At 67.5% G+C, this 18,857-nt stretch carries 20 protein-coding genes; 12 read left to right on the top strand and 8 right to left on the bottom strand.

Translation table 11 applies throughout. From position 1 onward, the window contains the following. The first annotated feature begins 13 nt into the window (after nucleotides 1-13). The 5 genes from HFL01S_RS02850 (at nucleotide 14) to lapB (ending at nucleotide 5,770) form a co-directional block, all read left to right on the top strand. Nucleotides 14-2,032 carry a bifunctional 3-phosphoshikimate 1-carboxyvinyltransferase/cytidylate kinase gene (locus HFL01S_RS02850; protein WP_066254370.1) on the top strand — a complete coding sequence of 673 codons (2,019 nt, stop codon included), beginning with the start codon at nucleotides 14-16 and terminating at the stop codon, nucleotides 2,030-2,032. Nucleotides 2,033-2,091: 59 nt separating this feature from the next. Beyond that, the gene (gene rpsA, locus HFL01S_RS02845) at nucleotides 2,092-3,894 is read left to right on the top strand and encodes a 30S ribosomal protein S1 (protein ID WP_281179890.1); all 1,803 of its coding nucleotides are present in this window, start codon (nucleotides 2,092-2,094) and stop codon (nucleotides 3,892-3,894) included. An 84-nt stretch (nucleotides 3,895-3,978) separates the two neighbouring features. Continuing rightward, nucleotides 3,979-4,299 carry an integration host factor subunit beta gene (locus HFL01S_RS02840; protein ID WP_066254364.1) on the top strand — a complete coding sequence of 107 codons (321 nt, stop codon included), beginning with the start codon at nucleotides 3,979-3,981 and terminating at the stop codon, nucleotides 4,297-4,299. A gap of 33 nt (nucleotides 4,300-4,332) precedes the next feature. After that, a complete protein-coding gene (locus HFL01S_RS02835; protein ID WP_066254362.1) occupies nucleotides 4,333-4,635 on the top strand; it encodes a lipopolysaccharide assembly protein LapA domain-containing protein in 303 nt (100 codons plus the stop codon). Then, complete coding sequence (lapB, locus tag HFL01S_RS02830; RefSeq protein ID WP_066254357.1) at nucleotides 4,625-5,770, top strand: lipopolysaccharide assembly protein LapB; 1,146 nt, start codon at nucleotides 4,625-4,627, stop codon at nucleotides 5,768-5,770. Before HFL01S_RS02835 ends, lapB begins: the two co-directional genes overlap by 11 nt. A 106-nt stretch (nucleotides 5,771-5,876) precedes the next feature. On the opposite strand, the gene HFL01S_RS02825 is transcribed toward lapB, so the two are convergent. Next, nucleotides 5,877-6,566 carry an aspartate/glutamate racemase family protein gene (locus HFL01S_RS02825; RefSeq protein ID WP_066254355.1) on the bottom strand — a complete coding sequence of 230 codons (690 nt, stop codon included), beginning with the start codon at nucleotides 6,564-6,566 and terminating at the stop codon, nucleotides 5,877-5,879. Between the two features lie 50 nt (nucleotides 6,567-6,616). On the opposite strand from HFL01S_RS02825, the gene HFL01S_RS02820 reads away from it, so the two are divergent. Continuing rightward, nucleotides 6,617-7,885, top strand: coding sequence for an NAD(P)/FAD-dependent oxidoreductase (locus HFL01S_RS02820; RefSeq protein WP_066254352.1), 1,269 nt, complete (start codon nucleotides 6,617-6,619; stop codon nucleotides 7,883-7,885). A 9-nt stretch (nucleotides 7,886-7,894) separates the two neighbouring features. Here the strand turns inward: HFL01S_RS02820 and HFL01S_RS02815 are convergent, their stop codons facing one another. Genes HFL01S_RS02815 through HFL01S_RS02805 form a run of 3 tightly spaced genes read right to left on the bottom strand, consistent with a single transcriptional unit; the run spans nucleotide 7,895 to nucleotide 10,678 of the window. After that, nucleotides 7,895-9,190, bottom strand: coding sequence for a TRAP transporter large permease (locus HFL01S_RS02815; protein ID WP_066254350.1), 1,296 nt, complete (start codon nucleotides 9,188-9,190; stop codon nucleotides 7,895-7,897). Then, the gene (locus tag HFL01S_RS02810; protein WP_066254347.1) at nucleotides 9,183-9,689 is read right to left on the bottom strand and encodes a TRAP transporter small permease; all 507 of its coding nucleotides are present in this window, start codon (nucleotides 9,687-9,689) and stop codon (nucleotides 9,183-9,185) included. The genes HFL01S_RS02815 and HFL01S_RS02810 overlap by 8 nt, the downstream gene beginning before the upstream one ends. 14 nt (nucleotides 9,690-9,703) lie before the next feature. Then, nucleotides 9,704-10,678 (bottom strand): TRAP transporter substrate-binding protein, encoded by a 975-nt coding sequence (locus HFL01S_RS02805; RefSeq protein ID WP_066254345.1) that lies wholly within the window; start codon nucleotides 10,676-10,678, stop codon nucleotides 9,704-9,706. Between the two features lie 168 nt (nucleotides 10,679-10,846). On the opposite strand from HFL01S_RS02805, the gene HFL01S_RS02800 reads away from it, so the two are divergent. Genes HFL01S_RS02800 through HFL01S_RS02785 form a run of 4 tightly spaced genes read left to right on the top strand, consistent with a single transcriptional unit; the run spans nucleotide 10,847 to nucleotide 13,957 of the window. Next, the gene (locus HFL01S_RS02800; protein WP_066254342.1) at nucleotides 10,847-11,395 is read left to right on the top strand and encodes a winged helix DNA-binding protein; all 549 of its coding nucleotides are present in this window, start codon (nucleotides 10,847-10,849) and stop codon (nucleotides 11,393-11,395) included. 5 nt (nucleotides 11,396-11,400) lie between these two features. Then, nucleotides 11,401-12,144 carry a 5-oxoprolinase subunit PxpB gene (gene pxpB, locus HFL01S_RS02795; protein ID WP_066254339.1) on the top strand — a complete coding sequence of 248 codons (744 nt, stop codon included), beginning with the start codon at nucleotides 11,401-11,403 and terminating at the stop codon, nucleotides 12,142-12,144. Next, on the top strand, nucleotides 12,141-13,193 hold the full coding sequence (locus tag HFL01S_RS02790; RefSeq protein WP_066254335.1) for a 5-oxoprolinase subunit C family protein: 1,053 nt from the start codon (nucleotides 12,141-12,143) through the stop codon (nucleotides 13,191-13,193). Before pxpB ends, HFL01S_RS02790 begins: the two co-directional genes overlap by 4 nt. Then, nucleotides 13,190-13,957, top strand: a complete 768-nt coding sequence (locus HFL01S_RS02785) for a LamB/YcsF family protein (protein ID WP_066254333.1) — start codon at nucleotides 13,190-13,192, stop codon at nucleotides 13,955-13,957. The genes HFL01S_RS02790 and HFL01S_RS02785 overlap by 4 nt, the downstream gene beginning before the upstream one ends. Nucleotides 13,958-13,994: 37 nt before the next feature. Here the strand turns inward: HFL01S_RS02785 and HFL01S_RS02780 are convergent, their stop codons facing one another. Together HFL01S_RS02780 and HFL01S_RS02775 are read right to left on the bottom strand one after the other, a co-directional pair. Then, complete coding sequence (locus HFL01S_RS02780) at nucleotides 13,995-15,362, bottom strand: Tle-like phospholipase domain-containing protein (RefSeq protein WP_157538743.1); 1,368 nt, start codon at nucleotides 15,360-15,362, stop codon at nucleotides 13,995-13,997. Further along, a complete protein-coding gene (locus HFL01S_RS02775) occupies nucleotides 15,359-16,063 on the bottom strand; it encodes a hypothetical protein (RefSeq protein ID WP_066254327.1) in 705 nt (234 codons plus the stop codon). The genes HFL01S_RS02780 and HFL01S_RS02775 overlap by 4 nt, the downstream gene beginning before the upstream one ends. Before the next feature lie 200 nt (nucleotides 16,064-16,263). On the opposite strand from HFL01S_RS02775, the gene HFL01S_RS02770 reads away from it, so the two are divergent. Further along, nucleotides 16,264-17,259, top strand: a complete 996-nt coding sequence (locus HFL01S_RS02770) for a recombination-associated protein RdgC (RefSeq protein ID WP_066254324.1) — start codon at nucleotides 16,264-16,266, stop codon at nucleotides 17,257-17,259. Nucleotides 17,260-17,281: 22 nt separating this feature from the next. Further along, complete coding sequence (crcB, locus tag HFL01S_RS02765) at nucleotides 17,282-17,665, top strand: fluoride efflux transporter CrcB (RefSeq protein WP_066254322.1); 384 nt, start codon at nucleotides 17,282-17,284, stop codon at nucleotides 17,663-17,665. A 52-nt stretch (nucleotides 17,666-17,717) separates the two neighbouring features. Here crcB and HFL01S_RS02760 read toward each other — a convergent pair whose 3' ends face one another. Further along, entirely contained in the window at nucleotides 17,718-18,275 is a 558-nt protein-coding gene (locus HFL01S_RS02760; protein ID WP_066254319.1) for an RrF2 family transcriptional regulator, read from the bottom strand. Nucleotides 18,276-18,384: 109 nt separating this feature from the next. After that, entirely contained in the window at nucleotides 18,385-18,831 is a 447-nt protein-coding gene (locus HFL01S_RS02755) for an OsmC family protein (RefSeq protein ID WP_066254316.1), read from the bottom strand. Nucleotides 18,832-18,857 lie beyond the last annotated feature (26 nt).

Below are 18,857 nucleotides of genomic sequence, written 5' to 3'. Positions count from 1 at the left end.
CCCCTCCCCGCGCATGTACGCCATTGCCCATCTCGATATCCCGCCTCTGGCCAGCGCGGGCGGTACCGTCCGCCTGCCCGGATCCAAGAGCATTTCCAACCGCGTGCTGCTGCTCTCGGCCCTGAGCGCCGGCCACACCGACATTGCCGACCTGCTCGATTCGGACGACACCCGCGTCATGCTGGCCGCCCTGGACAAGCTGGGTTGCCGCATTGAACAGCTCCCAGACAACCTGCTGCGTGTGCACGGCCTGGGCGGTCAGCTGCCCGTGCGGGAGGCTGCGCTGTTCCTGGGCAACGCCGGCACCGCCATGCGGCCGCTCACCGCAGCACTCGCGCTGCTGGCCGCCGAGCAGGGCGGGCGTTTCGAGCTGAGCGGCATCCCTCGCATGCACGAGCGGCCCATCGGTGACCTCGTCGACGCGCTGCGCCAGCTGGGTTGTCCGGTGGACTGTATTGGTCAGGAGGGCTACCCGCCCTTGCGCCTGGGCAATGGCACGCCATCTGCGCTCCGACTCGACCAGCCGATCCGGGTGCGGGGCGATGTCTCCAGCCAGTTCCTCACGGCGCTGCTACTGGCCTTGCCGCTGGTGGCGCGCGAGCGCCGGGTGGTGATCGACGTGGTTGGCGAACTAATCTCCAAACCGTACATCGAGATCACGCTCAACCTCCTGGAGCGGTTCGGCGTGCGCGTACAGCGCGACGACTGGTCCAGATTCACGATCCCCGCCGGCAGCCGCTATGTGTCTCCCGGGCTGGTCCACGTCGAAGGAGACGCCTCATCGGCGAGCTATTTCATCGCCCTGGGTGCCCTGGCGCCTGCCCGTGAAGGCTGCGATGGCGTGACCATCGAAGGCGTGGGTCTGTCGTCCATACAGGGCGACATCCGGTTCGTCGAGGCGGCCCGGATGATGGGTGCCGAGGTGACGGGAGAAGCCAACCGCCTGCACATCCGGCGCGGCCAGTGGCCCCTGAAGGCCATCGACCTGGACTGCAACCACATTCCCGACGCGGCCATGACGCTCGCGGTGATGGCGCTCTACGCCGACGGCACCACCACACTGCGCAACATTGCGAGCTGGCGTGTCAAGGAAACCGACCGGATTGCGGCCATGGCCATCGAATGCCGCAAGCTGGGCGCGACGGTCGAGGAAGGTGCCGACTTCATCCGCGTCACGCCGCCCGCCCGCTGGACGGGTGCGAGCATCCACACCTACGACGACCACCGCGTCGCCATGTGCTTTTCGCTGGTCGCCTTCAATCCGGATGGCGTCACCGTACGCATTGAAGATCCGAAGTGCGTGGCCAAGACCTTCCCGGACTACTTCGAAACCCTGTTCGAGCTGTGTGCAACGCCGGCAGAGCGCATCCCGGTGATCTGCATCGACGGGCCCACCGCGTCCGGCAAAGGCACACTGGCCTCCGAGGTTGCCCGACGGCTGGGGTTTCACCTGCTGGACTCCGGCGCCCTCTACCGCGCCACGGCTCTGGCCGCACAGGACGCAGGACTGGACCTGGACGATGAAGCGGCCCTCGCCCGCCTGGCCGCCCACTTGCCCTTGGCCTTCCGCGACCACCGCGTATTCCTCGCCGGGCGGGACATCACCGATCCGTTGCGGCTGGAATCCACCGGCGGCATGGCCTCCCGGGTGTCCCAGCACCCTGCGGTGAGGGCGGCGCTGCATGGCCTGCAGCAAAGCTTCCGGCGCCTGCCGGGGCTGGTGGCCGATGGCCGCGACATGGGCACGGTGATCTTCCCGGACGCAGGCCTGAAGGTGTTTCTCACCGCCAGCACCGAACAACGGGCCCAAAGACGCCATAAACAATTGATTTCCAAGGGAATTTCTGCTAGCATCGACGACCTTTTGGCAGACCTCAAGGCGCGCGACCACCGGGACATGTCCCGTACTCATGCCCCATTGAAGCCCGCCGAAGACGCCCAGCTGCTGGACAACTCGGACCTGAGCATCGAAGCCTCGGTGCAACTGGTTCTTGACTGGTGGGAAGGCACAGCGGCGGCTCCAGGCAACTGACCCGCCTTTTTTACGATGGCCCAGATGGCCCCGCCGGGTGTTCACAGCCCGCAGGCCCGATGGTTCTTTCACTTAACCCGCGGTGTCACGCACCGCATGTCAACGCCGCCCAACCGTCGAAATCCCGCGCATCCGTCCATAGCGATGCGGTTGCGCCTCGACGCCAGGTGGCCATAGGAAACTCAATGTCTGAATCTTTTGCCGCCCTCTTCGAAGAGTCCCTCAAGCGCGCTGAAATGCGCTCGGGTGAAGTCATCACCGCCGAAGTCGTGCGCATCGAGCACAACCATGTGGTGGTCAACGCCGGTCTGAAGTCGGAAGCCTACGTGCCTCTGAACGAATTCAAGAACGACCAGGGCGAACTCGAAGTCCAGGTCGGTGATTTCGTGTCCGTGGCGATCGACTCCGTCGAAAACGGCTTCGGCGACACCCTGCTGTCGCGCGACAAGGCCAAGCGCCTGGCCTCCTGGATGGCCCTGGAAAAGGCCCTGGAGTCCGGCGAGTTCGTCACCGGTACGACCTCCAGCAAGGTAAAGGGCGGCCTCAAGGTCATGGTCAACGGCATCAGCGCCTTCCTGCCGGGCTCGCTGGTCGACAGCCGTCCGACCAAGGATCTGACCCCCTACGAGAACAAGACCCTGGAATTCAAGGTCATCAAGCTCGACCGCAAGCGCAACAACGTGGTGCTGAGCCGCCGCGCCGTGGTGGAAGCCTCCATGGGCGAAGAGCGCGCCAAGCTGATGGACACCCTCAAGGAAGGCGCCATCGTCAACGGCGTGGTCAAGAACATCACCGAATACGGTGCGTTCGTGGACCTGGGTGGCATCGACGGCCTGCTGCACATCACCGACATGGCTTGGCGCCGTGTCCGTCACCCGAGCGAAGTGGTGACGGCTGGCCAGGAAATCACCGCCAAGATCCTGAAGTTCGACACCGAGAAGCACCGCGTCTCGCTGGGTCTGAAGCAGATGGGCGACGACCCGTGGATGGGCGTGGCCCGCCGCTACCCGCAAGGCACGCGCATGTTCGGCAAGATCACCAACATCGCCGACTACGGCGCGTTCGTGGAACTCGAGCCGGGCATCGAAGGCCTGGTGCACGTCTCCGAAATGGACTGGACCAACAAGAACGTGGCCCCGTCCAAGCTGGTGTCGCTGGGTGACGAAGTCGAAGTCATGGTGCTGGACATCGACGAAGACAAGCGTCGCATCTCCCTGGGCATGAAGCAGTGCCGTGCCAACCCCTGGCACGAGTTCGCCGAGCAGACCAAGCGCGGCGACCGCGTCAAGGGCCCGATCAAGTCGATCACCGACTTCGGCGTGTTCGTGGGTCTGGCTGCCGGTATCGACGGCCTGGTGCACCTGTCCGATCTGTCCTGGAACGAAGCCGGCGAAGCCGCCGTGCGCAACTTCAAGAAGGGCCAGGAAGTCGAAGCCATCGTGCTGGCCATCGACGTCGAGCGCGAGCGCATCTCCCTGGGCATCAAGCAGCTTGATGGCGACCCGTTCACCACCTTCGTGTCGGTCAACGACAAGGGTTCCGTGGTGACCGGCAAGGTCAAGACCGTGGACGCCAAGGGCGCCGAAATCGACCTGGGCGAAGACGTCATCGGCTACCTGCGCGCCTCGGAAATCTCCCGCGATCGCGTGGAAGATGCCCGCAACGTGCTCAAGGATGGCGACGAAGTCACGGCCGTGGTGGTGAACGTGGATCGCAAGACCCGCAACATCCAGCTGTCGATCAAGGCCAAGGACATGGCCGACCAGAACGAAGCCATGGCCAGCCTGAACCAGAACACGGGCAACGCCGGCACGACCAACCTGGGCGCCCTGCTCAAGGCCAAGCTGGACAGCAACAACTGAGATCCAGCCTGAGGCTTCTGCCGGTGCTTCATGCACCGGCAGGGCCCGGCGCTGTTCCGGACACCCCAACGCCCGAGTTCAGTCATGACCCGCAGCGACCTTGTCGAAGCACTGGCCAGCCGTTTCAGCCAGCTCACCCACCGCGACGCCGAGTTCGCTGTCAAGGCGATCCTGGACGCCATGGGTGATGCCCTGGTGAAAGGTCACCGGATCGAGATCCGGGGGTTCGGCAGCTTCTCTGTCAACCGCCGCTCGCCCCGCATTGGACGCAATCCGCGTTCGGGCGAGAGCGTGATGATTCCCGAGAAGCGGGTGCCCCACTTCAAGCCCGGTAAAGCCCTGCGCGAGCAGGTCGATGCCAAGACGGCGGAGATCCTGGGTCGAGAGCCGAAAAATACGGCCTGATCGCTACAATCGTCCCACCACAGAGGGGATGATTTGAAATACCTGACGTGGCTGCTCAATGCAGCCATTTTTTTTGTTCTCTTCGCCTTCGCGCTGAACAATCAGGACACGGTCACCATGCACCTGTTCTTCGGGGCGCGCTGGCAGGCCCCGCTGGTGCTGATTCTTCTGTGTGCCTTGCTGGTGGGCGTGGTACTGGGCGTGGTGGTGATGCTGCCGCTGTGGCTGCGGGCGCGTCGGCGTTCCGCCGCCAGACCGGTGACTGCACCAACATCCTTGCCTCCCGCCGTCCCGGATGCGGTGTCCACCGTGTCCCGCCCCCCGAATGGAACTTGACCTGACCTGGCTCCTCTGGGGCCTTCCCCTGGCCTTCGCGCTCGGATGGCTGGCCTCACGCCTGGACCTGCGTCAGTGGCGCATGGAAAGCCGCCAGACGCCCAAGGCCTATTTTCGGGGCCTGAACCACCTGCTCAACGAACAGCAGGACCAGGCCATCGACGCCTTCATCGAGGCGGTGCAGGGAGACCCCGACACCGCCGAGCTGCACTTCGCGCTGGGCAACCTGTTCCGCCGCCGTGGCGACTACGACCGCGCTGTGCGGGTGCACGAGCACCTGCTGGCCCGCGCCGACATCGGCCGCAAGGACCGCGACCGCGCCCAGCATGCGCTGGCGCTGGACTTCCTCAAGGCAGGCCTGCTGGACCGTGCCGAGTCCGCCCTGCACAAGCTTGAAGGTTCCGCCTACGAGGGCGAAGCCCTGATGGCGCTGTTGTCGATTGCCGAACGCTCGCGCGACTGGCCCCAGGCGCAGATCCTGGCCCAGCGGCTGGAGGACACCCACCAGGGCAGCTTCACGCCTCGCCTTGCGCACTACCTGTGTGAAGAGGCCGAGCTGGCCATGAGCCAGGGGGACGCCGCCGAGGCCCAGCGCCTGCTCAACAAGGCGGTGGATCGCGCGCCGCAGATGGTCCGCGGCTGGATGGCGCTGTCGGCCCTGAAGGCGCAGCAGGGCGACACCAAGGGTGCGTTCGACACGCTGCTGCAACTGGTGCGCCATGCGCCGCAGGGGTTCCCGCTGGCCGCGCGGCCCATCGCCGATCTTTCGATCGCCACCGGGCGTCAGCAGGAAGCCATCGCATTGCTCAACGAGGCGCAGGCCCACGGCCCGTCGCTGGACATCACCGAGGCGCTGGCCACGCTCAGCGGCAGCGCAACAGCGGCCCGGGCCCACTACCTCAGCCACCTGGAGCGGGAGCCTTCGCTGGTGGCGGCCACCCAGTGGCTGTCCGGCGAGCCCCTGTCGGACCCGGCTGCACAGAAGCGGGTCCAGGCGGCGCTCGAACATGCAGCCGCGCCGCTCAAGCGCTATCGTTGCGCCGCCTGCGGCTTCGAGGCGCGCCAGCACTTCTGGCACTGCCCCGGTTGCCAGAGCTGGGACAGCTACCCAGCCCGCCGGGTCGAAGAGCTTTGACCCACCCCCGCCGCGCTGCGCGCGCCCCCCTCAAGGGGGCAACGCGGTGCGGCCTGGCGAAGCCAGTTCCGCCGCGTTCTCGGATGGATTTCCCGCCTTTGGCGTGTCATAGGTTCGCCCGGAGCTCTCTCCACCTGGCCAGCAGCCAGGTCTCCAGGTCGTGCACCGGCCGCCCAGTCGCCTGTTCAACCGCCGCACGGTAAGGCGGCATGTTGGTGCACTCCAGTACCAGGGTCTGCAAATGCGGGTGCCGCGACACCAGCTCCATGGCAGCCGCCACCACATCCTGCTGCGCCTGCGCCAGGTCCAGGACCGTGTCATCGGCGAGGATGCGCGACTGCAGTTCGCAACCCGGAGCAAGGCCTTGCACCGGTGTTCCGGCGGGCACACCGGCCTTGCGCAGCAGCGACGGGTGCAGCGAGGTCGCGTCAAAGGTGACGATGCCCGACGCAGGCAGCTCGGCACACTGCAGCAGGCTGGAGGTGATCACAGGCACCGGGACTGCGGCCTGCAGCTCGGTCTGCCACCCGGCCAGGAATCCGCAGCTGGTGGTGATCAGGCGCGCACCCTCATCCGCAAGCGCGCGTGCCGCGTCGATGAACGGCCCGAGCAGCGCGGTGTCCTGTTCCTGCACCACGCGCCGTGCCGACGCTCCTGGCACGACGCGCAAGCGCACCGGGATGCCCGCCCGCGCCCAGGTCTGCGGACAGCCGATGTCGCCGGGCGGACGCGGGAAGCGCGTGTCGAGCACGATCACGCCAAGAAAGGCCTTTTCACCGCTGTCCGAACCCTTCATGGCGATAAGCTGTGCGTCCACATCCGAAGCAACAAAAAGGTGATTGAAGCATGACCCAGGCCAGACCAGGGCAGCGCGTGGTGGTGCTGGGCGCCGGCATGGTGGGCATCGCCTGTGCCCTCTCGCTGCGCCAGCGGGCCATGACCGTCACGGTGCTCGACCCGCTGGGTCCCGGCGCTGCCACCTCGCACGGCAACGCGGGCGTGCTCGCACGCAGCTCACTGATGCCATTCAACCACCCGGGGCTGTGGGCCCAGTTGCCGGCGCTGCTGCGCGGCAAGAACCCGGGCTTTCGCTACCACCTGCCGTGGGTGCTGGGCCAGTGGCGCTGGGGTCTGTCGTTCCTGGGACATGCGCGGGCAGCCGACTTCGAGGAAACCACCACCGCGCTGGATGCCCTGATCCGCCACTCGGGCACCGTCCACCGGCGCTGGATGGCCGAGGCGGGCATCGCAAACCGCCGCCGCGACGACGGCTGGCTGTTCCTCTACCGCAGCGAGGCCGCCTTCGACAGCGGCGCCTTCGGGCGCGAGACACTCGCGCGCTTCGGCGTGGCCACGCGTGTGCTGGATGCTGCCGCGCTGCACGAGCTGGAACCCCACCTGAAGCCGCTGTTCCCGCGCGCGCTGTGGGTGCAGGACGCCAGCTCGGTCGACAGCCCCGGCGAGCTGGTGCGAGGCTACGCGGCTTGGCTGCAGGCGCTCGGCGGGGCGGTGCTTACGGACGAGGCCACGCGGCTGCAACGCCACAGCGGCGGCTGGACGGTTCACACCCGCGGCGGCCCTGCGCTCGACGCCGACCACGTGGTGGTGGCGCTTGGCCCCTGGTCGCGCGACTTCCTGCGCGGGCAGTTTGGCGTAAGGCTACCCATGGGTTTCGAACGCGGCCAGCACCGCCACTTTCAGCCCGCCACTGACACCACGCTGAACCGCCCGGTGTATGACACGGCCGGCGGCTACGTGCTGGCGCCGATGGCGCAGGGTCTGCGGCTGACAACCGGTGTCGAGCTGAACGCGCAATTCGCGCCGCCCCACCAGGCGCAACTCGAAGCCGCCGAACGTGCCGCGCGGGAAGCGATGCCACTGGGCCAACGCACGTCCGACCCCGACTGGCTAGGCAGCCGCCCCACCCTGCCCGACTGCCGGCCGATGATCGGTGAATGCCCAGGGTACGACGCGCTGTGGCTGGCGCTGGGCCACCAGCACGTCGGCTTTTCCACAGGGCCGGGCACCGGTGAGCTGCTGGCGCAGCTGATGCTGGGCGAGCCGAACACCATCGACCCGCACCCGTTCAGGCCGCAGCGCTTCCTGCGTGCCTGAACAGCGTGTTCACATGTTCCCCGGCAGCCACATCACGATCTGCGGGAACCAGTACAGCATGCACACCGCGAGCACCATGAGGAAGAAATAGGGCATGCAGACGCGGGCGATCCAGTTGATCTCGCGCCGCGTCATGCCCTGCAGCACGAACAGGTTGAAGCCGACCGGCGGCGTGATCTGCGCCATCTCGACCACGATCACGATGAAGATGCCGAACCAGATCAGGTCGATGCCTGCGGCCTGCACCGTCGGAACGATCACACCCATGGTCAGCACGATCATCGAGATGCCGTCCAGGAAGCAACCGAGCACGATGTAGAACAGCGCCAGCGCGATCAGCAGCAGCCCTGGCGACAGGCCCAGCGAACCGACCCACTCGGCCAGGTGGCGTGGCAGGCCGATGTAGCCCATGGACAGCGTGAGGAAGGCCGCGCCTGCGAGGATCAGGGCCATCATGCAGTACAGCCGAGTGGCGCCCAGCAGCGCGTCCTTGAAGCTCTGCCACGAGAGTGACCGCTGGTAGGCCGACAGCAGCAGCGCACCCACCACGCCGATGGCCGCCGCTTCGGTGGCCGTGGCCACGCCGACATAGATCGAGCCGATCACGCCGCCGATCAGCAGGATGACCGGGATCAGTTCGCTGGACGCGCGCAGCTTCTCGCCAAAGCTCATGCCGGCGTCGGCCTCGGGAATCTTGTCCGGGTTCATCAACGCCCAGACCATCAGGTAGCCGCTGAACAGGCCAGCCAGCATCAGCCCCGGGATCACGCCCGCGACAAAAAGCTTGGCGATCGACACCTCGGCCGCGACGCCGTAGACGATCATCACGATCGAGGGCGGGATCAGCAGGCCCAGCGTGCTCGCGCCACCGAGCGAGCCGATCACGCGCTCCGGCGGGTAGCCGCGCTCGGTGAGCTCGGGGATCGTCATCTTGCCGATGGTGGCGCAGGTGGCGGCCGACGAGCCGGACACCGCGGCGAAGATGGTGCTGCCCAGGATGTTGGTGTGCAGCAGCCGGCCCGGCAGCGCGTTGACCCAGGGCGCCAGGCCCTTGAACATGTTCTCGGACAGCTTGGTGCGGAACAGGATCTCGCCCATCCAGACAAACAGTGGCAGGGCCGTCAGGGTCCAACTGCTGGCCGAGCCCCAGATGGTGACCGCCATCGCATCGCCCGCGCTGCGCGAGGAGAACAGCTCCATGCCGATCCAGGCCACGCCAGCGAGCGTCAGGCCAATCCAGACGCCGCTACCCAGCAGGGCGAACAGCGCGACGATCAGAAAGCCGGTGACCAGCATCTCATTCATGGCGCGTCTCCGATCCGCCGATGTGCTGGCGCCGGCCGCGCAGCTCCAGCACCCACTCGTCCACGAACGCGATGAACAGCACCAAGGTTCCGAGCGCCATCCCCAGCTGCGGGAGCCACAGCGGGGTCGCGTCATTGCCAGTGGAGATGTCGTTGAACTCGTGCGACTGCATCACCAGCCGCAGCGAGAACCAGGCGAACAGACCGGACAGCAGCACTGCGGCACTCAGCGACCACAGCTCCATGCCCCGGCGCGCGCCCCCCGTGAGCTTGCCGAGCACCAGCGTGACGCGGATGTGCTCGTTGCGCTTGAGGGTGTGCGCCAGCGCCAGGAAGCCGGCCGCCGCCATGCTGTAGCCGGCGTAGGCGTCGGTGCCCGGCACGTGGAAACCGAACTGGCGCCCCAGCACCGACAGCAGCACCATGACCAGCACGCCGATCATGAACACCGCCGCGAGCCAGGCGCAACCGTCGTACAGGGCATTGAGCGCGCGCCGCATGCTGCTGTCGCCACTCACTTGCGGAACGCGTCGACCAGGGCCTGGCCCTCAGGACCAGCCTTTTCCAGCCACTCCTTGAGCATGGTGTCGCCGACCTTCTTCATGTCGGCCTTGAGCGCCGCGGGTGCGGGCAGGATCTGCATGCCGCCGGCCTTGAGCTTGTCCAGACTTTCGGTGTTGGCCTTCTTGCTGGCCTCCCAGCCGCGCGTCTCGGCGTCGGCGGAAGCCTTGAGCACCGCGTCCTGCGTGGGCTTGTCCAGCGCGTCGAAGGCTTTTTTGTTCACCAGCAGCGCGTTCTTGGGCAGCCAGGCCTGGGTGTCGTACCAGTACTTCACATGCTCGTACAGCTTGGCGTCGGCGCCGGTGGAGCCGCTGGACATCATGCTTTCGGTCACGCCGGTGGCGAAGGCCTGGCTGACCTCGGCGGCCTGCACCGTCACCGGCTGCGCGCCCACCAGTTCAGCGATGCGGGCGGTGGCCGGGCTGTAGGCGCGCCACTTGATGCCCTTGAGGTCGGCCGCACTGTTCAGCGGCTTCTTGCTGTAGACGCCCTGCGGCGGCCATGGCACGGCGAACAGGACCATCATGCCCTGCTCGGCCAGCTTCTTTTCCAGGATCGGGCGCTGCACCTTCCACAGCTTGGCCGCCTCGTCGTAGCTGTCGGCCACGAAGGGCAGACCATCGGCGCCGAAGACCTGCCACTCGTTCTGGTAGTTCACCAGCAGGATCTCGCCGGCCTGCGCCTGGCCGCCCTGCACCGCGCGCTTGATCTCCGGCGCCTTGAACAGCGCCGCGTTGGGATGCACCGTGATCTTGAGCTTGCCGCCGCTGGCCTTGTCCACGTCGGCTGCGAACTGGCTGATGTTGACCGTGTGGAAGTTGGTCGCCGGGTAGGCGGTGGCCAGGTCCCACTTGGCCTGGGCGAAGGCCGTGGTCGAAAGCGCGATGGCGGCAGCGGCCATGGAGAGTTGGAAGGCACGACGTTTCATGAAAGCTCCAGTTGCAGGTTGAACGGACCGCGGCACCGACCGCAGCAGACGGGTGCACGCACTGTAGGGGGAGGGGCAACAGATTGTGACCAGTGTTTTCCCTCATCGTCAACAAATCGTTGGCAAATTGTCGTCAAATATGGGCACTCGCCCACACGGAAGACGCCCATGGCCAAGTCACCCAAAGCAAGCGGCACGCCAGTCACCACCGCACCACGATCGCCCATCGTGTCGTCCGCGCACCTGGTCTCGCCCCAGAGCGCGGAGATGAGCGAGTTCGAGTTCGGCCTGATCGTGGCCAGCAATGCCTTCCACCGCTGGGTGGTGCACTGCATGTCCGCGGCGGGACTGAAAGACCTGATGCCGCTGGACGTGCTGGTGCTGCACCACGTCACGCACCGTGCGCGCGACAAGCGCCTGTCCGACATCTGCTTCATCATGAACATCGAGGACACGCACCTGGTGAACTACTCGCTCAAGAAGCTGGCGAGCCTGGGCGTGGTGGCATCGAGCAAGTCGGGCAAGGAAGTGACCTACGCAGCCACCGAGTCTGGCAGCGCCTTCGTGCAGCGCTACCGCGAGATCCGCGAGCAGTGCCTGATCCAGGCGCTGCACGCCGACGACGCGCTGAACAAGGACATCGGCGAGCTGGCGCGCCTGCTGCGCGTGCTCTCGGGCATGTACGACCAAGCCGCCCGGTCGGCGGCGTCATTGTGAGCGTCATGACCCCACGTATGCTGCCCCTGGGCGACAGCGCCTGGACGGTGGAGTTTGGCCACGCCATCGACGCGGCAACCAACGCGCGCGTCATGGGCCTGGCCGGGCGGCTTGCAGCCGCGCGCCAGAACGATCCACTGCTGGCCCTGGTGACCGATGTGGTGCCGACCTCTCGCTCGCTCACGGTGCATTTCGACCCCTGGGCGGGCGATGCCACTGCACTGGGCCGGAAACTGCTGGCCATGGCGCAGGAAGGCCAGCAGACCACTGTTCAAGGACGCCAGTGGCAGCTGCCCGTGTGCTTCGACGCCGATTTCGCACCCGACCTGCCGCGGGTGTGCGAGCTGAAGCAACTGAGCCGCGACGAGGTGATTCACCAATTGCTGGACGCCAGCCTCCGCGTCTACATGCTGGGCTTCCAGCCCGGCTTCCCCTACATGGGCGGTCTGCCGCCCGCACTGGTCACGCCGCGCCTGCCCTCGCCACGGCAGAAGGTGCCCGCGAAGTCGGTGGCCATCGCGCTGGACATGTGTTCGGTCTACCCCTGGGAGAGTCCCGGCGGCTGGAACCTGCTGGGGCGCACACCCGTGGTGCTGTTCGACCCGGCGCAGACCGAACAGCCCGCCATGCTCACCGCGGGCGACGAGGTGCGCTGGACCGCGGTGGACCGCACCACGCACGACCGCCTCGCTCGCGAGATCGCCGATGGCCTGCCACGCGAGACCTTTCTGAAAGGGTCTGCGACATGAGCGGCCAGCTGGAAGTCCTTCAACCCGGCATCGGCGCCACGGTGCAGGACCGCGGCCGTGCCGGACACAGGCACCACGGCCTGCCGCTCTCGGGCTGGATGGACGGCCCACTGGCCCAGGCCGCCAACGCCCTGCTGGGCAATGATCTGAACGCCGCGGTGCTGGAACTGCGCGGCGTCGGCACGGTGCTGCAGGTGAAGCGCGGACCCGTGCGCGTCGCGCTGGCCGGCCGCATCGGCGCGCAGCGTGTGCGCGAGGACGGCGCCCGCACGCTCCTGCCCGCATGGCAGACCGCCACGCTGCACGAGGGTGAAACCCTGCAGCTGGGCAGCGCCGACAGCGGCTGCGCCTACCTGGCGGTGGCGGGTGGCATCGACCTTCCGCCGGCTTTCGGCAGCCGCGCCAGCTACTGCCGCGCCGGCCTGTCGGGCGTGCTGGGCCGAGCCTTCCAGCCGGGTGATGCGCTGCCCTGCGGCGAGGCCGGCAGCGCCGACCCGCGCGAATGGCGCTGCCGCTCGCCCTGGGAGCCGGAGACCGGCCCAGTCCGCGTGATGCCCGGCCCGCAGGACGACCACTTTACGCCCGAGGCCCTGGCGAGCTTCTTCGCGCAGGACTGGCAGGCCACACCCGCACAGGACCGCATGGGCCTGCGCCTGCAAGGCGAGGCACTCGCGCACTCCAGCGCAGAAGCCGCCGACATCGTGTCCGACGGCGTCACACCGGGCGTGATCCAGGTGCCGGCCAACGGCCAGCCCATCCTGCTGCTGGCCGATGGCCAGACCGTGGGCGGCTACCCCAAGATCGCCACCGTCATCACCGCCGACCTGCCGCGGCTGGCGCACCTGCGGCCGGGCACCCGCGTGCGCTTCGCGGCCGTCACGGCCGAACAGGCGCACGAGGCCCTGACCGCCCAGCGAAGGCGCTGGCAGCAATGGCTGGCGGGCCGCGAGGCCTTCCTGCCGCCAGGCCAAATCGACGAGGCCGCGCTCTACGGCGGCAACCTGATTTCCGGCATGCTCGCCACCCACCCCGGAGAGGACACCCCATGACACCCATCAACCTCAACGCCGACCTCGGCGAAAGCTTCGGTGCCTGGACCATGGGCAGCGATGCGGAACTGCTGCAGGTGATCAACAGTGCCAACATCGCCTGCGGCTTCCACGCCGGCGACCCGGTGGTGATGCGCGAGACCGTGCGGCTGGCGCTGGCCAACGGCGTGAGCCTGGGTGCGCACCCCGCCTTCCCCGACCTGCAAGGCTTCGGCCGGCGGGTGATGCAGCTTTCGCCCAAAGAGCTGGAAGCCACCATCCTCTACCAGGTGGGCGCACTGCAGGCCATGGCGGCGGCAGAAGGCGGCCGGGTCACGCACGTCAAGCCGCACGGCGCACTGAACAACATGGCCTGCGCCGATGAGGCCATGGCGGCCACCGTGGCGCGCGCCGTGAAGGCGCTGGACCCGCAGCTGATTCTTCTGGCACCCGCCCTCTCGGCGCTGGAGCGCGCGGGCGAGGCGGCCGGCCTGCGCGTGGCGCGCGAGGTGTTCGCTGACCGCAGCTATCAGGCCGACGGCCAGCTCACACCGCGTTCGAAGCCGGGCGCGGTGCTGCACGACGCCGCCGACTGCGTGCAGCACGTGCAGCGCATGCTGGACGCGGGCGGCATCGTCACCGCCGACGGCCAGCGCCTGCCCACGCCCATCCACAGCATCTGCGTGCACGGCGACGGCCCCGGGGCCGTGGCGGCGGCGCGGGCGATCCGCACGGCGCTTGAAGCTGCCGGCCATCGTCTCGCAGGGTTGCAGGAACTGGTCTGAGGAGATCCTCCGAGAACCAGGGTGGGCGTGGCAGGGCTCAGGCCCTGACCGGAGCCTCTCTGTCCTGGGGCTGAACTGCCGCCACCTCGGCGGCCGGCTCTGCGCCCGCGGCCAGCCGCTGCAACGATTCACTCGCGGGCCTGTTGGCCGCCTGCCGCGCATCGACGGCACCTTCCTTCAAGCCGATGCCATCGAACTCCGCGACGCGGATCTGGCCCCCATCCGCCCGCAGGTGGGTGATGCGCGACAGACCGGCCTCCCGCGCGCCCAGCGCCACCGAGTGCACCGTGTTCTCCATGCCCTGGTCCCAGGGCAGTCCGTGCTGATCGGCCAGCCGCTGCACATGACCCCGGCTGTCGTCGAGCAATCGCCGGGTGGGTTCGGGCAAGGCCGCCGGGTCCAGTGCGGCGCCTTTGCGCGGTTCGCGCTGGGCAGGTTCACCCGGTTCGAGCGGCCCGCGGATGGCGTCGATCGCGTCGCGGGCGTTGCCATCGAGGCCGCGAGACACCGCCGTCAGCACACCACGCATCTGGCGCACGTCCCGGCGGTACTCGCCGATCTGCACCGACTGCTGCTGCGCCAGGCTGCGCGCCTGCGGATCGTCGAGGATGGAGCGGTCGGTCTGGCCGCTGCCGTCCACCCTCACGAAGTGGTGCATGCTGTGACTCCCCCCCAGCGCCACCGCCGCGCCCAGGGTGCTGGGCGGGGTGGTGCCAGTGGCAATATTGATGGGCGAATAACCCCTCAGCGCGTCGCTCCAGTGGGTCTGGTTGTCATAGCCCTTGGACAGCAGCGTCTTCACCTCCTCGGGCCGGGCATAGATCCGTGTCTCGCCGAAATGCGGACTGGCCGCGCTCACCGCATCGCCCGCCATCATGTGGTTGATGACCGAATGGCCGCCCTCGGGAATGCGCCGGCTCAGGCTGACCGCCCCATAGGCGTTGAAGGTTTCGCCTTTGAGATCGAAGTGGTGGGCGCTGACCTGGGCCAGCGTGCCGCCGAGCGAGTGACCGGTGGTGGTGACGGCCGCTGGTGGCAACCCCCTCCTGGACGAGTCCTTGGATGCGATATCGAGCGCGTCACGCGTCAATGAAATCGCATCATCCGCCTGCAGATTGGAGCGCGCGAGCACCATGCCTCCGTCGGCCAAAGCTCCGTCTTTGAAGGCCTCGCGGTCGAACTCGGTTCCCCGATGAGCCACCACCAACTCGCCCGTGTCGCGGCGCTCGTAAATCGTGCCCTGGTACCCGGTCGTGGGGTTGTCCACATGGACTCGCACAAAAAACCGAACACCACCCGAATCCACATAGGGCGCGTCTTTGTCGTTACTCACATAGCTTCGAGCAGGTGTGCCCTTGTACACATGAAACGACAGGTCGGCGTATTGCTGCGACGTGATGCTCATGGCTTGGCCTTCACGAGGGCAGTGATAGAGAACAGGTTGTTACGGTGCGAGGGGCCGAAGCCTTCAGGACTTCGATCACCCGCGGAGCTGTTCCCCCCGGGCCCAGGAAGCCGCGGATAGTCACCCTTCCAGAAGTACTGCCGGTAGGTCGCTCCGTCCACCAGTTCCTTGGCATCCAGGGAGAAGCCATATTGGGTGTCGTCCTCCGACGCACTGGCCGCGAAGCCCGCCCCCGCCTCCCCCATCTCCCAGCGGCACACGCCCTTGCCGTAGTAGTCCTCGTCCAGCATGGCATCAAGCGCCACCGTCATCACGAAGCGATTCGGGCCGATGGGCGTGACGGGCACACTCAGGCCTTTGAACGGCGTGCCCCAGGTGCCCGCCCAGGCGTTGGTGACGAAAGTGCAGTTGGGCACCTGCGGCGCGCTGTACCCGGCGCTTCCCCGCACGGCCATCAGCGGCCCCGGCGCATCGTGGATCTCGAACGTGACGTCGAACACCCGGCGGGGCGCCGGATTGAGCTTGAAGAGATGGGCCTGCTCCGACCGGTCGTTCTTCTGCGCGCCGGTGGGCTGGTCGGTCGCAGTGGATGCGCCCGAAGCGGGCGCGGCAGGGGCGGTGGGCTGGCAGGCCATCAGAGCCCCCCACATGACGGTGGCGCAGGCCAGACGGGCGCCGCGGTTGAAAGGCAACTCATGCACACACACCTCCTTGATGTTTTGCTGGCAGGGTCGCTGGTGCCTATGTGTGTTTGCCGCCCTGCCCGGTCTGTTCCGCCGGCAGTATAGGCAAACGCCGGGCACGCCAACCGGCTCGGTATCATCGAACGCCCAGATCCCAACCCTCTCCTGCCGGCGGCAGGGGCGGTCGGCCGCTGACGGCCTGCAACCCAAGGAAATACGTGTTCAAGAATGTGACGATCTACCGCATCGCGCCCGGCTGGGAGGCGACGCTGGAGTCGATGGAGGCCGCGCTGGACGCGGCGCGTTTCGTGCCCTGCGGCGCCTCGCAGGACAAGTCGGTCGGCTGGGCCGAACCACGCGGTGAAGAGCATGGCCCGCTGGTCGAATCCGTGGCGGGCCAGCGCATCCTCAAGCTGGTCATCGAGACCAAGGCCGTGCCCGGCAGTGTGGTGAAGGAAAAGGCGCAGGAAGCGGCCGACCACATCGAGGCCACCACCGGCCGCAAGCCCGGCAAGAAAGAGACCAAGGAGCTGCGCGAGGACGCGCTGCAGGCCCTGCTGCCCCAGGCCTTTCCGCGCCGCGGCAGCGTCTGGATCTGGTTCGACCTTCAGCGCGGACTGCTGGTCACCGACGCCGGCAGCCAGGGCAAGAACGACGAAGTCGTGACCGCGCTGGTGCGCGCGTTCGATGGCCTGGCGCTCACCCTGCTCCAGACCGCCATGACGCCGCAAACTGCCATGACGCAATGGCTGGCCACCACCGAGCCCGAGAACGACTGGCCCGAGGGCTTCAACGTCGAGCGCGAGTGTGAACTCAAATCGGCCGACGAAGAAAAGTCCGCCGTCAAGTTCACGCGCCACCACCTGCTGACCGACGAGGTGCGCAAGCACCTCACCGAAGGCAAGCTGCCCACACGGCTGGCCATGAGCTGGGAGGGCCGCATCGGTTTCACGCTCACCGAGTCCATGCAGCTCAAGAAGCTGGCCTTCCTGGAAGGCGTGTTCGATGACCGACCCAACGACGACGAGAGCGGCTTCGACACCGATGTGGCCCTCGCCACTGGCGAACTGAGCAAGCTGATCCCCGCCCTGATCGGGGCGCTGGGCGGCGAGATCGAGCCCGGTGCGGCACTGCCCGGTGCGCCGGCGGAGAAACCGGCAAAACCCAAGCAGGAAGCCGTCACCGCCGTGGGCGATGGCGACGCGCCGTTCTGATCGTCCACCGCACGCCTGATCCATGCTGCACGTCATCGCCATCAGCATCGGTGCCAGCGTTGGTGCACTTTCGCGCTGGCAGCTGAGCCTGTGGCTCAACCAGGGCCACGCCGTGCTGCCCTGGGGCACGCTGGCAGCCAACTGGATCGGGGCCTGGCTGGTGGGCGTGGCGGTGGTGTTCTTCCAGAGCCAGACCCAGCTGGACCCAGCGTGGCGCCTCGCGTTGGTCACCGGTTTCCTCGGCGCGCTGACCACCTTCTCCACCTTCTCGGCCGAGGTGGTCTCGATGCTGCAGCACGGGCGCTACCTGCTGGCCTTCGGCTCCGCGGCATTGCACCTGCTGGGCTCGCTGGCGCTCACGCTGCTGGGCATGAAGATGGCCGGCGCGTGGTGGGGATCAACCTAGTCGACCTTCTTGGGTGGAGGTCCCTGCTCAAAAGGCTGCCGAACGATCCGGCTCAGACAGGTCTCTTGGCCGTCTTGCGGGCGGGCGCCGGGCTGACCGGCTTCTTCGTAGCGGGCGCGGCCTTGGCCGCCGGGCGCTGCAGCGCCACCATCTGGATCGGGATCAGGTGCGGCAGCTGTCCCGCCACCGCGGCCGACCGGGCCGTGGGCGCCAGCAGGTCGGACAGCGTCACGCCGTCGAGGGCGGTCAGAAATGCCTGCATGGCTTGGCCCAGCGCGCCCTTGAGCCGGCAGTAGCCGTCGAGCCGACAGGTGTTGCTGGCAGCGTCGAAACACTCCACCAGGTTCAGGTCGGGCTCGGTCTCCCGGATCACCTGGCCCAGGGTCAGCCGGCGCGGGTCGGCCATCAGCCGCAGGCCACCGCCCCGGCCCCGGGTCGTGGCCAGCCAGCCGTGGCCGGCAAGGATCATCACGATCTTGGTCAGGTGGCTGCGCGAGATGCCGTGCGCCTCGGCGATCTCGCTGACGGTGGGTGGCTGGGCGCGCCCTTCGCAGGCCGCGCAATACATCAGCACACGCAGGCTGTAATCGGTCCACTGGGTCAGTCGCATCGGTTCGCCATCTCGCTCGGATACAGGCCGGGGTAGCCTGAAACAACACTCTACCCCGATTGTCCGGGCCGTTGGCGCCCGATCACTTGATGAAGCGCACCTGCCGGTTTCAACCCTTGAGCACGGCGCCCGCGCCGTCGCGCACCTGCAGGTCGATGGCGATGCCCTGGCGCACGCTCATGGACACGGTGCAGAACTCTTCGAACTGCGCGAGCACGCGGTCCAGGTGCTCCAGTTCGGCGGCGGTCTTGCCCAGTTCCAGCTGCACGTGGATGCGCTGGATGCGCAGGCGCTTGTTCTCGTTGCGCCCCATCTCGGGCGTGGCGGTGGCGATCAGCGCGCCGGGGTCCTGTTTGAATTTCTGCAGTGCGAACAGCAGGCTGGCGCTCAGGCAGTTGGCCACCGCGGCCAGCAGCATGTGGTCGGGTGCGGGCCCGGCGCCCTGCCCCAGCGGCGCGGGCTCGTCGGCCAGCAGGTGCGGGAGGGATTCGCCGAAGTCGACGAGGAACTGGTAGCCAGACTGGCGGGTGATGGTGACACTGGCGTTGTCGCTCATGGCGTTTTCCGATGAAGTGGGACAAG

The organism is Hydrogenophaga flava NBRC 102514 (assembly GCF_001571145.1).
Lineage (GTDB): Bacteria > Pseudomonadota > Gammaproteobacteria > Burkholderiales > Burkholderiaceae_C > Hydrogenophaga > Hydrogenophaga flava.
This window is presented reverse-complemented; position numbering and strand designations above follow the sequence as displayed.